Source organism: Lysinibacillus parviboronicapiens (assembly GCF_003049605.2).
GTDB lineage: Bacteria > Bacillota > Bacilli > Bacillales_A > Planococcaceae > Lysinibacillus > Lysinibacillus parviboronicapiens.
In genome coordinates this window covers 2,985,395-2,999,109 of record NZ_CP073713.1, presented here as the reverse complement: position 1 = coordinate 2,999,109, position 13,715 = coordinate 2,985,395, and the positions used below count along the sequence as shown (strand labels likewise).

The following is a 13,715-nucleotide window of genomic DNA, read 5'->3' as shown; positions in this document are numbered from 1 at the left end:
AATGTTGAAATTACAAAAGCTTCGTAAGGCATTACAGGAACAAAACATCGACGGTATTTTAATTACGAACGAGTACAACCGCCGTTATATGACAGACTTTACTGGAACAGCGGGTGTAGCGATTGTGTCACAAAACGATGCTGTGTTTATTACAGATTTTCGTTACACAGAACAAGCAACTGCTCAAATCAAGGACTATCGTATCGTCAAGCATGAAGCGACAATCCTCGAGGAAATTGCGACACAAGTAAAAGCAATGGGCATCAAATTATTGGGCTTTGAGAAAGATGCTGTCAGCTATGGCACATATGAGCTATACAAAAATGTGATTCAAGCTGATTTAGTACCGGTTTCTGGACTAATTGAAAAAATTCGCTTGATTAAGACGGAACAAGAGATTAATATTATTAAGGTTGCGTGTGAAATTGCTGATCACGCATTTACACATATTATAGACTTCATCAAGCCAGGTAAAACAGAGCTTGAGGTTTCGAATGAATTAGAATTTTTCATGCGTAAACAAGGGGCAACACAGTCTTCATTTGATACGATTGTCGCGTCTGGTCTTCGCTCAGCATTACCTCACGGTGTTGCAACAGATAAAGTTATTGAAAATGGCGACTTTGTCACACTGGATTATGGTGCCCTTTACAATGGCTATATCTCTGACATTACACGTACAGTGGCTGTTGGCGAACCATCTGCAAAATTAGTAGACATGTACAATACCGTGCTTGCTTCACAGCTATTAGCACTTGAAAAAGTGGGTCCTGGATTAACAGGAATTCAAGCAGATGCAATTGCACGTGACTACTTAACAGAAAAAGGCTATGGCAAGGCTTTTGGTCATTCATTAGGACATGGTATTGGTCTTGAAGTACATGAAGGCCCTGGCTTATCGATGCGTTCAGATACGGTACTAGAGCCAGGTATGGCCGTAACGATTGAACCAGGCGTGTATTTACCAGGAATCGGTGGTGTACGTATCGAGGATGATATTCTAATCACAGAGACAGGTAATGAACTCCTAACACATTCGTCAAAAGAACTCATCATTTTATAAACAATGGAGGAAAATAAATGATTTCAGTAAACGATTTCCGAACAGGTCTAACAATTATTGTGGATGGCCAACTATACCGTGTAATGGATTTCCAACACGTAAAACCAGGTAAAGGTGCTGCATTCGTACGTTCAAAATTACGTAACTTACGTAATGGTAACGTCCAAGAAAAAACTTTCCGCGCTGGTGAGAAAGTTGAAAAAGCACAAATTGATAATCGTAAAATGCAGTATTTATATGCACAAGGTGACGAGCATGTCTTCATGGATATGGAGTCTTATGACCAAACAGAATTAGCATCATCTGCAATTGAGTATGAGTTAAAGTTCCTTAAAGAGAACATGGAAGTACACATCCAATCTTATCAAGGTGAAATGCTAGGTGTAGAGTTACCAAATACTGTTGAACTAGAAGTTACTGAAACAGAACCAGGTATTAAAGGAGATACAGCTTCAGGCGGTACAAAACCTGCAACACTTCAAACTGGTCTTATTGTTCAAGTACCATTCTTCGTCAACCAAGGTGATGTTTTAATTATCAATACAACTGATTCATCTTACGTTTCTCGCGCGTAATCAATGTTTAGTAGGCCTACTCTTTACCAAAAGAGTAGGTTTTTACTTTTTTTTTATACATTTATGACTTATTTATTGGAAATTATGAGAATAGATAGACGGACAATTACCTTTTTTTATCTTTAGGCATTTGTTTCTATCATCAGATAGATGGTCTTAAGTAAAAAAAGTGTTTACAATAAAAGTAAGGAGTGAATGCTATGTTACATAAATTCGAGATGCAATATCCAATTATTCAAGCACCCATGGCTGGGGTTACATCGCCAAAATTTGTTGCAGCTTGTGCGGAAGCTGGAGTTTTAGGTTCAATAGGAGCGGGTTATTTAGATGGGGAGCAAACAAAACGCTTTATTCAAGAAGTGAAAAAACTTACACAAAAGCCATTTGGGATTAATTTATTTGTGCAGGAGGAGCCACGTATTGATGTCGATGTATTGCAAAATGCACGTATGGCTCTACAGCCGTTTTATGACGAGCTTGGTCTTTCACCTGTCCAAAGTGTAGTATCTTCGGAAGTTTTTGAAGGACAAATACAAGCTGTTTTGGATGAAAATGTAGCCGTCTGCTCATTTACATTCGGTATTCCATCAGCGGATGTCATCCGTCGCCTAAAGGAGCATAACGTTTATGTCATAGGTACGGCTACCACATTAAATGAAGCGCAGTGTGTAGAGGAAGCGGGCATGGATGCTGTAGTGTTGCAAGGTGGTGAAGCTGGTGGTCATCGCGGCTCTTTTACTGAGCCTATGCAGTTAATCGCTCGTAATGACCTACTACAACAAGTTGGAGGTAAAATTACCATTCCGATTATTGTGGCAGGAGGAATTGTCTCCAAGGATGATGTACAGACGGCGTTAGCAAATGGTGCACAGGCTGTACAAATTGGCACGGCTCTTTTAGTGGCACATGAATGCGAAATATCGTCACAATACAAAAATGCCGTACTGCAATCAAAAGCACAGCAGACGACCATTACTCGTGCTTTTACTGGTAAACCGGCACGTGGTTTAGCCAATGATTTTACGGAACGAATGAAGGATGCAGTGGTAGCGCCTTATCCACTGCAACATTATTTAACGACTACTATTCGTAAGGAAAGTGCAGAGCAAGGAAACGCCCAATACCTATCAATGTGGATGGGGGAAAATAGTTATTTAGTGCAAGCTGGCTCTGTGAAAGATATTATTGCAAAGTTTATATAGTTTCTTGTATGTAAAAATCATGTGAGACGATTAATAGCTAGTGTACACCAAAGACACATTTTCAGCCCTTTGGCTTAAGTTGCTAGGTCCTGTTGCGGTAAGCTACATCTTGTTTACTGTAATTCTCTTATGTTGAAGGCTGTAGAATTGTACTAGCACAATTTAAATCGTAGGTAATTACGCAAAAACTTAAATATTTTATGATCAAGACCACTATACGTTTGTATGGAGGTCTTTTTTTTTTGCTAGCGTCATATATTGCTGTACACGAGGGGGCGTATGAATGGAATTACAAGACGTATTAAGAGTCGCTGGAGTGGGACTAGTAGTTGCGCTTCTTCATGTTTTCTTTGATCAAACAGGGAAGAAAGAGTTTTCGTTTTTCTTATTTTTTATTGCCTACTTATATATGACAGCAGAATTACTGCGATTTTTAAGGTTATTTTTCAATGAAATTTTAACCTTCTTTCAATGGTTAACCTCTTCTGGGTAATGTAGATGGAAATTGTCCTTGTCGCTGTTGTCATGCTGCTTTTATTATTGCTTATAAAAGAAGTTATAAAACCACTCCATGCGCTCATTAGTGTAATGTTTTCGTTTTTACTGTTCAGTTTATTGTTTTCGACACTCCTCTTGCCACTCGTGAAGCAGCTCCTCGAAATGTTAGCTTTTTTGCCTTATGCAAAAGCTATTGTCATGAGCGCTAGCCTTTTTTATGTAGGGCAATGGGTGTCTCTGTTGCTGGTTGAACATAGCTATAAGGTACTCGGTGGGTTGGTTTTTGACGCGGTGAAAATTGTTATCTTGTTGTACTGGTTCAAAGAATTTCTGGCTGTTTTACAGGAGGTGTCGGCCATTTTACAAAGGATAAGCTAAGGAGCGAATACATTGCAGGAGCAACTACTTTCGTTTTTGATAGATCCTTTTTTTCTCTTGCTCAAAATGACACTTATATTGTGTGGCTACGTCATTATCATTCTGATTGTCAATATGGTGTTACCTGAATTTGAAAAAGGGACAAGGATTCTATTTTTTCTCATTGTATTAGCGACAATTGGACCTGTGGTGGTCAACTCATTTAAATTAATCGATCAAATTGCACAGGGACTTTCGCATATATTTACGGCATTCTATCCGATTCTAACATCAAGTTTTCTTTTGTCTAGTAGTATTACAGCGATTGCTTCTTGGCAGCCTTTTTTACTTTTTTTTGTACAAGTCTTAACAATAATTAGTAGTAAATGGCTTATCCCTGGCGTGCTTTTTGCCATTGTCTTTGATGTTTGTAGCGTAATTGTAAAAGAAATATCCTTTACGAGAATTGCAGATCTCATTCGATTCACAATTATGAGTATCGTATCAGCATCTGTCATATGTTACATCATTTTAATGTCGGCAAGTGGTGTTGCAGCATTTAGCGTCAACAAAGCTGTTTCAGAACCTGTGAAAAAACTTATTGAAGAAAATATTCCAGTTGTCGGGTCTTTTATAGTTGATAGTTTTTCCATGTTTCAGCATATGACACAATTTTCTTCTTCTATTAGTAGTATTAGTGCTTTTATAGCGGTTATCACAATTTCGTTTATTCCAACTGTACAGCTTGTTGTCAGTGCCTATTCATTAAAGATGTTAGCTGCTATTTTAGAACCAATTGCCTTTGATGATATTTGTAGATTACTAGATCATGTTAGTAAATCTCTATTTACTCTATGTGCAGTATCATTTCTAATTGCTTTTTCATTTATGTTTTCTTGTTTTTTCCTTATCGTTTTTGTGCAGGTTATGGCAGGGGGGAGATAAATTGATTCTTTTATTGGCGTTGCTCTTTATTTGTCAGCTTTTCGTGTTTCTAACGGATGATAAGCAGATAATTTCACTAACAAAACTCGTCATTACGTTAGTATTTTTGCAATTGCTATTAAAGATTCCATTTATCAACTCATAGGAGGAAACAAGCGTACATACACTTGAAAAAGAGAAGATGAAGGGAGGCAATGTACAAGTGATGTGGAAAAGACAGGAAAAAAAACAAAGTCATTTTTGGTCTTAATGCTTATTGCCGCCTCCGTGGGACTTTTCATCGTGTTGCCAATGTTTCAAACAAGTTCAACAAATGAGCGAGTAACACCGTCTTCAAATGAGGAAAAGCTAGAACAGACACTGCGAGCTATGCAAGGTGTTGGGGAGGTAAAAGTTTATTTTTATTATGGAGAGATGACGAATGAGACGGATGAAAATAATTTATTTAGCCAATATTTTAGGGGGACTGACAAAGGCGTGAAGGATGTAACAGGAATGCTCATTGTTTCAGAGGGAGCATCGGATATTTTTGTTAAAAATGAAATTCGTGCTGTCGTCAGTCAAGTGATGCAATTGCCTATTCATCGAATTATTATCGTTCCAATGGAAAATAAGGGGGAAAAATGAATGCGCGTGCGTAGAAGAACTGTTTGGTTTATGACATTATTAAGTCTAGTAGCAGTAATTTCAGTATACTATTTAGTTGATCCAGCAAAACAATTTAATGGTTTAACTATTTTCTCAGATGATACATTACAGCAAACAGCGATAACAGGTGTAACAGATCAAGAGGCTTCAAAGCAAGGTGTGACGACAGAAGTATCTTCGCCAAGTCATATGTTTGAAGAAATGCGTATGCAAGTAAGTGATGAGAGAAGCCAATTACGACAGCAGCTAACGCAAAAAATTGCATCTGAAGAAGCCACAGCTGAAGAAAAAAATAAGGCATTCAATGAAATTGATGGACTTATTAAACAGGAATCAGCGGAAGCGATGTTAGAAATGCTTGTTAAATCTTTAGGATATTCGGATGCCTTTGTACGAGCGGAAGGTGAAAAAGTATCTGTCACTGTCATGGCGGAAGAGCTATCTAAATCACAAGCAAATGAGATAATCTATTTGGTAAGAAGTGAATGGGAAGGCGCAAATGACGTGCAAGTTAAGTTTAGTGCGAACAACTATTAAAACTTAGTGAAAAAAAGGAATATTCTGTTTATTATGTAGTCGTTGTTATATATCAGGATAATGAAAAGGCTTTCGTTTAGTAAAAGAAAGCCTTTTATTATGTTTATATTTACTTAATTTTCATTAAACTATTTCAAATTGTTCGAAATAAATATAGAATAGTGGGTGTAGTAGATATTATTTCATAAGGAGACTTAGACATGTTCAAAATTCAAGAAATTCGTGAAATTATTAAATTAGTAGATTCTTCTTCAATTGACGAGTTCGTTTATGAAGTAGATGGCGCAAAAGTTAAATTAAAAAAGAATGGTGTTGTTGTTACTGAAACTGTAGCACCTAAGAAAGAAGTTGCAGCTCCTGTTGTACAACAAACTGCACCAGCAGCAACTCAAGCGGCACCAGCAACCCCAGCAAAAGTTGAAGAAGCTCCAGTAGCACCAACAAACAACGACTCTTCGTTACATAAAATCGTATCTCCAATGGTTGGTACTTTCTATGCAGCTCCAAATCCAGAATCTCCAGCTTATGTACAAGTGGGCGACAAAGTGGGCGACGAAGCGATTGTATGTATCGTAGAAGCTATGAAACTATTCAACGAAATCGAAGCAGAAGTTAAAGGCGAAATCGTTGAAGTACTTGTAAAAGATGGCGAATTAGTAGAATACGGTCAACCATTATTCCTTGTAAAAGCTGAGTAAGGAGTGTTCACAACCATGAAAAAAGTTTTAATTGCAAACCGCGGCGAAATCGCTGTACGAATCATTCGTGCTTGTAAAGAGCTTGGTATCAAATCAGTTGCCGTATACTCTGAAGCAGACGTAGAAGCATTACATGTGAAATTAGCGGACGAAGCTTATTGCATCGGTCCTAAACTATCAAAAGATTCATATCTTAGCTTCCCAGCTTTACTGAGTGTAGCAGAGAAAACAGGTGCAGACGGTATCCACCCAGGTTACGGTTTCGTATCTGAAAACGCTGACTTCGCTGAAGCATGTGAAAACGCAGGCATTAAATTCATTGGTCCTTCATCTGATTCTATCAAAATTATGGGGATTAAAGACGTTGCGCGTACAACAATGGAAGCAGCAGGGGTTCCACTTGTGCCCGGTACTGGTATTGTGCCAGATATCGAAACAGGTAAAGAGTGGGCTGCTAAAATTGGTTACCCAGTTATCATCAAAGCAACAGCTGGTGGTGGCGGTAAAGGGATCCGTGTAGCTCGTACGGAAGAAGACCTTGTAAAAGGTATCGACATTACGCAAAAAGAGGCTGCTGCAGCATTCGGCAACCCAGGCGTATATCTAGAAAAATTCATTGAATACTTCCGTCACTGTGAAATTCAAGTGTTAGCGGATGGTCACGGTAATGTTGTACACTTAGGCGAACGTGACTGTACAGTTCAACGTCGTATGCAGAAATTAGTTGAGGAAGCCCCATCTCCTGCACTATCTTCTGAACGTCGTGCTGAAATGGGTGCAGCAGCGGTGAAAGCAGCACAAGCATGTAATTATGAAGGTGCTGGTACAATCGAGTTCATCTATGATTACCAAGAAGACAAGTTCTACTTCATGGAAATGAACACACGTATTCAAGTAGAACACCCAGTAACAGAAATGATTTCTGGTGTCGATCTTGTTCAACAACAATTGAAAATTGCATCTGGTGAAAAACTACCATTTGCACAAGAAGATATTAAATTAAACGGTTGGGCAATTGAATGCCGCATTAACGCAGAAAATGCATACAAAAACTTTATGCCATCAGCGGGTACTGTAGATACTTACATCACTCCAGGTGGTTATGGTGTACGTATTGACTCTGCTGTATATGCCGGTTATACAATCCCTCCATACTATGATTCAATGGTAGCGAAGCTAATCGTTCATGCAGATACGCGTGAGGAAGCAATTGCGAAAATGAATCGTGCACTAGGGGAATTTGAAGTTTCTGGTCCTGGTATCAATACAACCATTCCGTTCCATGAAGCATTAATGAATAACGACGTCTTCAAATCTGCGAAATTCAACACGAAATTCCTAGAAGAAAACGACGTATTAGGGACAAGCAAATAATCGTTCATACAAAGGCGAAGAAATCCTTATGATTTCTTCGCTTTTCATGATTTATCGAGACATTTTTATATTTAATAGCTATTGTTTCTTGATTTATCGAGCATGTATGGGAATTTATCGCCTAACTTTTTGAAAATATCGATATGAACCTTCCATAGAGTTGACTACTTTGAAATTATAACGGCTTTCCAAAGCCAAACCTTCCTTTTTATAGTATAATAAACGTAACAACAGCATTTGCTTGCGATGTGTAAGGGAAAGGATGATATTTGCATGGCAGAGAAAGTAGGACAATCTTTTGTACAACCAACACCATCTGGTAAAGAGGAACTTGGTAAAATTGAGGTAGCGGCGGAAGTAATTGAAATTGTCGCTGGGATTGCTGTTAGCGAGGTAGAAGGTATCGCAGCAACACGTGGTAATATTGCAACAGGCGTTGTAGAACGCTTTGGTAAAAAAGTACACAACAAGGGCATCAAATCTGGCGTCACTGAAAGTGGTGAAATTGCCATTGATGTATTTTGCTCTGTAAAATATGGTTATGCAATTCCTAAAGTGGCAAAGGACGTGCAAACGCAAATTCGCCAAGCGATTTTAAATATGACTGCACTTGAAACAGCAGAAGTGAATGTACATATTACAGGCATTCATTTTGAAAAAGAAGAAGTGGCTGTACAAGAATAAGAAAAACGAGGTTATCTCAAAATTTTGAGATAGCCTCGTTTTCTGTTAACTTAATAATAATTTAAAGTTCAACATGATTCGGTTTTTTCCAGAAAAATGCAAGTATCACCCCGACAACTAATACAATTGTTGCAAAGTAATACGGATAGTTTAAATTAATGTCGAACAACATGCCACCTAAAATGGGACCGAAAATATTGCCGAGACTGGTAAACATGGAGTTCATACCACCTACAAAGCCCTGTTCATTTCCTGCGATTTTTGATAAATAAGAAGTAGCGGCAGGGCGTATTAAATCAAAGCCGACAAAAATAAAGAAAGTTACAAATAATATTGCAGCATAATGATTTACGATGGTCATGGCAAAAGTAAGGATAGCCGATAAAACAAGTGAGTAGCGAATAACGTTAATTTCGCCCATTTTTTTTGTCAGCCAATCAAATAATAAAAGCTGTGCAAGTGCCCCAATAATGCCACTACCAGTAATAATAATTGCAATATCTTTAGGTGTGAATCCAAACTTATGATCTACGAACAAACTAAATAAAGATTCAAACGCAGCAAGGCCAAATGATAGTACAAAAATTATCATGAAGGCGATGAAATATAAAGGGCTAATTATACGTTTTGCACTACCAAAAATAGAACTTGCAGCTTCAGTATCATCGGCTGCTCGTGTTGGTTCTTTTAGCAATGTCAATGATAAGATGGCTGCTAAGAAACCAAGTATACCTGCAGCGTAGAATGGTACTCGGGTACCATATTCCGCTAAAAAGCCACCGATTCCTGGTCCAATAATAAAGCCGGTACTAATGGCAGCACTCATATAGCCAAGAGCCTTGGGACGTTGGGCCATTGTTGTAATATCAGCAATGTACGCTGTGACCGCTGGCATAATAAATGCCGCACTTACACCACCAAGCATACGCGATATAAATAACACTTCAATGGTACGGCCCATCCCGAATAATAGCTCAGAAAGTCCAAAAACAAAAAGACCTGCAACGATCATAACTTTCCGACCAATGCGGTCTACGAGTCTACCTGCAATTGGTGAAACAATAAGCTGTGTAATCGCAAATGCTGCAACCATATAGCCGACGACAGACCCTGTAATATTAAGCTCGTTCATAATTGTTGGTAAGACAGGAATAACTAGACCGATGCCTAAAAAGGCGATAAATAGATTAGTTAACAAAATAGTTAACGTTAAGATTTGTTTCTTGTTCATTTTCTTTACTCCTTCAACATTTCACGTTACATAAGATACCAAAAATCCAATCTACTAGAATATTTTCAAGTATTACAATAAACCCTATAGTAGCTATAGGGTCAAAAGATTTGTTTCAAAAAAAGAAGGAAATGACATTAGTTGAGGGATTTTTGCCTAATTTTCAATTCAACGATAAACTTTTTTTCTTGCTCTGCTATTAATGTAGCCGGCATATATAGTTCATATACAGTGGATTCGAACGCTTTTTTTTGTGAATCTACATAATTTTTAAGTTTTTCATAATATGAAAAATACGTTTCGGGGTGATAGATAAAGGCAATACATACATAAATGCCAGCGGGTACAACTGTTTGTTTTACGTCAGTCGAAAGTTTAGAAAAGGTTCGCTCGGTTAGTAGGGGTGTAAATATGGCATCATAAATAATATCATTTACATCTATGTAGTTGGCAAGTGGATAGCTGCAACCGTAACGACTATTTAGCACACTCCCTTCATTTTCGATGATTTTGGTTAATGTACTGTAGTACGAATTTGTGCTAGATGTCGGTGTTAGTTCGTTGGTTGTAACTTGTAAAATTGCCATATCTTCTTCTAACTGCGTATAAACCTCACCAAAGACAGGAATATCAATTTGCTCTTGCATTTGTTTTTTTGTTTTTAGAAGGGTATATTTTACTTCATTTAATCGGGAAATTTTTTCTTCTAGACGTTGCTCTTTTTGTTCTAAAAAAACGAGTAGTTCTTCTGGTGTCAGCATAAGTGCTTTTTTTATGTCTTCAAGTGATGTACCGATATACTTAAGCGATTTAATGAGATCTAAGTAAAAAATCTGATCATCTTTATAATAGCGGTAATTACTAGAGTTATCTGTATAAGCAGGTTTAAATAAATTTATTTGATCATAGTAGCGAAGTGTTTGGACAGAAAGATTGGATAATTTTGCTACCTCTCCAATTGTATAATAATGTTCTTTCATAGATAGCCTCCCTAGCAGTAGAAAAGAAATTTCTAATTCTTTACTTCATGATGACGATAAACACCTCTAAAGCTAGAATTGAATCGTTTTTATTATAACATTCAAGGTATTTAAAAAAATATGGCTAGCCCTATCATTTTTACACAAGCTTACAATGACATTGCGGCAGTCGCTAAGCTACACCACGTGCATAACATCTGACGCTGTCGCTTTCTTATTGTGCAAAAAACATTTGTCTTTGGTGTTTCCTTTTTACACAAAAAACATCTATTGCTGTCGATTTACTTTCGCACAAAAAACAATTTGTCGCTGTCGTTTCCGTTTTGCACAAAAAACCATTGATTAAGAAAGTTAAAATAAGCAGAAAGTTGCTTGAAAAAGGTTTCAGATTATTGAAAACTTGCTTGAAATCGTGTTTCTCACACGAATTTATGCTATTATAAACCTTAATGCCACTTAAGAAGGAGAGCTTTACATGAAACGACATGAAGCACGCGAAAAAGCGTTGCAAGTTTTGTTTCAGCTAGACAATACCGATCTAACAGTCGAAGAAGCAATGGGACATATTAAAGGTCAACCGACAAATGCTTTCTACGAAAAGATTGCAAATGGAACAGCTGAAAATTTGGAGGAAATCGATGCGGCCCTTGCGCAGCATCTAGAAAAGTGGTCACTTGCCCGTCTACCGAAAATTGAAAGAACAGTGTTACGTTTAGCTGTATATGAACTTTTATACATGCCAGAAACACCAAAAAGAGTAGTACTTAACGAAGCAATCGAGTTATGCAAAACATTTGGCGACGAGGGATCGTCGAAATTTGTTAATGGCGTACTTTCTAAATTTACAGAACAATAAAAACGTGTTGTATTGGAAGGAGTAACATAGGTTTATGTCAAGTGCAATTATTAATGGTAAAGAAATTGGTCAAGAAATTCGTAATTCTGTAGCAGAGCGCGTAGCTCGTTTAAAAGAACAAGGATTAACACCAGGCTTAGCGGTTGTATTAGTTGGGGACAACCAAGCTTCTGCTACATATGTTAAAAACAAGCAAAAGTCTTGTGAAGCAATTGGTATGTTTTCTGAACTAGTAAAATTACCAGAAACAACTACGCAAGAAGAATTACTAGCGCAAATCGAATTATTAAATGAACGTGAAGATATTCACGGTATTTTAGTACAATTACCACTACCAAAACATATTGATGAGGATACGGTTATTGCGACAATCGCTGTTGAAAAAGACGTAGATGGCTTCTCACCAGTAAGTGTTGGGAAAATGATGCTTGGCCAAGAAACTTTTTTACCATGTACGCCGTTTGGTGTTATGAAGCTTCTTGAATATTCAGGAATTGAAATTGCAGGAAAGCATGCGGTCATTGTCGGCCGTAGTCATATCGTAGGGAAACCTATGGGACAATTGCTATTGCAAAAGGATGCAACAGTGACATACACGCATTCAAAAACACCTGATTTACCTTCATTTACTAAACAAGCGGATATTTTAATTACAGCAGTTGGACGTGCAAACTTTATTACGAAGGAGCATGTCAAAGAAGGTGCAGTTGTTATTGATGTTGGTATTAACCGCGATGAAAATAACAAACTATGCGGTGACGTAAACTTTTCAGATGTGGATGGCATTGCGTCACATATTACACCAGTACCAGGTGGTGTAGGGCCAATGACTATCACAATGTTACTTTTCAACACAGTGCAAGCAGCAGAATATACGCTTGCCAGTAAAGTACAACAATAACAGGTGAGAATTTTCTTCCCTGGCGATTTTTAGAAAACTAAACAAAAAAATAGTTCGTTTAGCAAAGGCGAAATGAAAATACTAATTAAGGAGCATGTCTCATAAATTGAGATATGCTCTTTTTTTGTGCGAACCTTTAAGACGGACTCAACGTCTAATTTAAAGTTTGCGTTATACAATACATCCTAAATATGGAGGGTATTAATGGAAAATTTAGATATAATGCTTATTTTGAAGCATATTATTATTGGACTTGTCCAAGGATTCACGGAGCCAATTCCCGTATCGTCAAGTGGTCATGTCCTCATTGCTAGTGAAATTCTTGGTTTGGGTGATCAAGGCTTTACTTTTGCGATTTTAACGAATACGGCGTCATTATTAGCCATTGTCTATATTTATCGCGAAGATATAGTACGCCTTATTACGAATTTTTTCCTTTATATCAAAACGCATGAGAAACGATATAAAGCGGATTTTCGCTTTGCTCTATACATTGTTATTGGTTCCATTCCAGCTGGTGTATTAGGCGTTTTATTAAGTGATGTCATTGCAGACAATATAAGCATGACGACCATTGCTATGATGTTATTTGTAACTGGGATTGCACTTTGGTTAATTCGTAATATGCGCGGTACGAAGAAGGATGCTGATTTGAGTGTGAAAGATGCGATTATAGTAGGGCTTGGTCAAGCTGTTGCATTAACGCCTGGTATTAGTCGCTCAGGTGCAACGATTATTTCAGCCATTGCAGTTGGCATGAGACAGGACACAGCTTTACGCTTCTCGTTCATGCTCTATATCCCAGTCAGTCTCGGTGGCGTCGTACTTGGGATTACAGATTTTTTAGATGAGCCAAATAAAGGTGCTTTAGCAATTCCTTATGCAGCGACATTTATTGCCACACTATTTATGACATACTTTGCAATGCGCTGGTTTATGGGCATTATGAAAAGTGGCAAGCTTAGTTACTTTACCTATTATTGTTTTATTGTCGGTATATTATTGTTGATTTTCTATTAAATCCTTTGCCGCATGACGATACTCTCGTTATGTGGCTTTATCTTTTCGTTCGTCAATAAATTTTTATTATATACTTTTAAGACTGGCCTTTTTTCTTACGAAACTGCATTTATACAGGTCAGGCACAATAAAAAATGTTATGATAG

The 13,715-nt window shown here is 37.6% G+C and carries 16 protein-coding genes; 14 read left to right on the top strand and 2 right to left on the bottom strand.

The window, feature by feature from the left end; genetic code table 11:
• The first annotated feature begins 1 nt into the window (after position 1).
• The 11 genes from C9J31_RS14440 to C9J31_RS14390 all read left to right on the top strand — a co-directional run bounded on the left by C9J31_RS14440 (position 2) and on the right by C9J31_RS14390 (position 8,581).
• A complete protein-coding gene (locus C9J31_RS14440) occupies positions 2-1,063 on the top strand; it encodes a M24 family metallopeptidase (RefSeq protein ID WP_107949405.1) in 1,062 nt (353 codons plus the stop codon).
• 17 nt (positions 1,064-1,080) lie between these two features.
• Positions 1,081-1,638 carry an elongation factor P gene (gene efp / locus C9J31_RS14435; protein WP_107924640.1) on the top strand — a complete coding sequence of 186 codons (558 nt, stop codon included), beginning with the start codon at positions 1,081-1,083 and terminating at the stop codon, positions 1,636-1,638.
• 200 nt (positions 1,639-1,838) lie between these two features.
• Complete coding sequence (locus C9J31_RS14430) at positions 1,839-2,840, top strand: NAD(P)H-dependent flavin oxidoreductase (RefSeq protein ID WP_107949407.1); 1,002 nt, start codon at positions 1,839-1,841, stop codon at positions 2,838-2,840.
• Between the two features lie 283 nt (positions 2,841-3,123).
• Complete coding sequence (locus C9J31_RS14425; RefSeq protein WP_012295089.1) at positions 3,124-3,333, top strand: hypothetical protein; 210 nt, start codon at positions 3,124-3,126, stop codon at positions 3,331-3,333.
• Between the two features lie 5 nt (positions 3,334-3,338).
• The gene (locus C9J31_RS14420) at positions 3,339-3,716 is read left to right on the top strand and encodes a hypothetical protein (protein ID WP_107923869.1); all 378 of its coding nucleotides are present in this window, start codon (positions 3,339-3,341) and stop codon (positions 3,714-3,716) included.
• 12 nt (positions 3,717-3,728) lie between these two features.
• Positions 3,729-4,640 (top strand): stage III sporulation protein AE, encoded by a 912-nt coding sequence (locus C9J31_RS14415; protein WP_107923870.1) that lies wholly within the window; start codon positions 3,729-3,731, stop codon positions 4,638-4,640.
• Positions 4,641-4,931: 291 nt separating this feature from the next.
• The gene (locus tag C9J31_RS14410; protein ID WP_235616223.1) at positions 4,932-5,267 is read left to right on the top strand and encodes a hypothetical protein; all 336 of its coding nucleotides are present in this window, start codon (positions 4,932-4,934) and stop codon (positions 5,265-5,267) included.
• Positions 5,268-5,825: a SpoIIIAH-like family protein gene (locus C9J31_RS14405; protein WP_107949409.1), complete on the top strand. Its 558-nt coding sequence runs from the start codon at positions 5,268-5,270 to the stop codon at positions 5,823-5,825.
• 200 nt (positions 5,826-6,025) lie between these two features.
• Positions 6,026-6,523 (top strand): acetyl-CoA carboxylase biotin carboxyl carrier protein, encoded by a 498-nt coding sequence (gene accB, locus C9J31_RS14400; RefSeq protein WP_054767485.1) that lies wholly within the window; start codon positions 6,026-6,028, stop codon positions 6,521-6,523.
• A gap of 15 nt (positions 6,524-6,538) precedes the next feature.
• A complete protein-coding gene (accC, locus tag C9J31_RS14395; RefSeq protein WP_107949411.1) occupies positions 6,539-7,897 on the top strand; it encodes an acetyl-CoA carboxylase biotin carboxylase subunit in 1,359 nt (452 codons plus the stop codon).
• A 273-nt stretch (positions 7,898-8,170) separates the two neighbouring features.
• Positions 8,171-8,581 carry an Asp23/Gls24 family envelope stress response protein gene (locus C9J31_RS14390; RefSeq protein WP_107949413.1) on the top strand — a complete coding sequence of 137 codons (411 nt, stop codon included), beginning with the start codon at positions 8,171-8,173 and terminating at the stop codon, positions 8,579-8,581.
• A 61-nt stretch (positions 8,582-8,642) separates the two neighbouring features.
• Here C9J31_RS14390 and C9J31_RS14385 read toward each other — a convergent pair whose 3' ends face one another.
• Positions 8,643-9,812 carry an MFS transporter gene (locus C9J31_RS14385; RefSeq protein ID WP_054767487.1) on the bottom strand — a complete coding sequence of 390 codons (1,170 nt, stop codon included), beginning with the start codon at positions 9,810-9,812 and terminating at the stop codon, positions 8,643-8,645.
• 137 nt (positions 9,813-9,949) lie between these two features.
• Complete coding sequence (locus tag C9J31_RS14380; protein WP_107923874.1) at positions 9,950-10,792, bottom strand: MerR family transcriptional regulator; 843 nt, start codon at positions 10,790-10,792, stop codon at positions 9,950-9,952.
• Positions 10,793-11,267: 475 nt separating this feature from the next.
• Between C9J31_RS14380 and nusB the strand changes: the two genes are divergently transcribed.
• The 3 genes from nusB (at position 11,268) to C9J31_RS14365 (ending at position 13,569) form a co-directional block, all read left to right on the top strand.
• A complete protein-coding gene (gene nusB, locus C9J31_RS14375; RefSeq protein WP_054767488.1) occupies positions 11,268-11,648 on the top strand; it encodes a transcription antitermination factor NusB in 381 nt (126 codons plus the stop codon).
• Between the two features lie 34 nt (positions 11,649-11,682).
• The gene (gene folD, locus C9J31_RS14370) at positions 11,683-12,549 is read left to right on the top strand and encodes a bifunctional methylenetetrahydrofolate dehydrogenase/methenyltetrahydrofolate cyclohydrolase FolD (protein ID WP_107949414.1); all 867 of its coding nucleotides are present in this window, start codon (positions 11,683-11,685) and stop codon (positions 12,547-12,549) included.
• 204 nt (positions 12,550-12,753) lie between these two features.
• On the top strand, positions 12,754-13,569 hold the full coding sequence (locus C9J31_RS14365; RefSeq protein ID WP_107949416.1) for an undecaprenyl-diphosphate phosphatase: 816 nt from the start codon (positions 12,754-12,756) through the stop codon (positions 13,567-13,569).
• Positions 13,570-13,715: the final 146 nt, after the last annotated feature.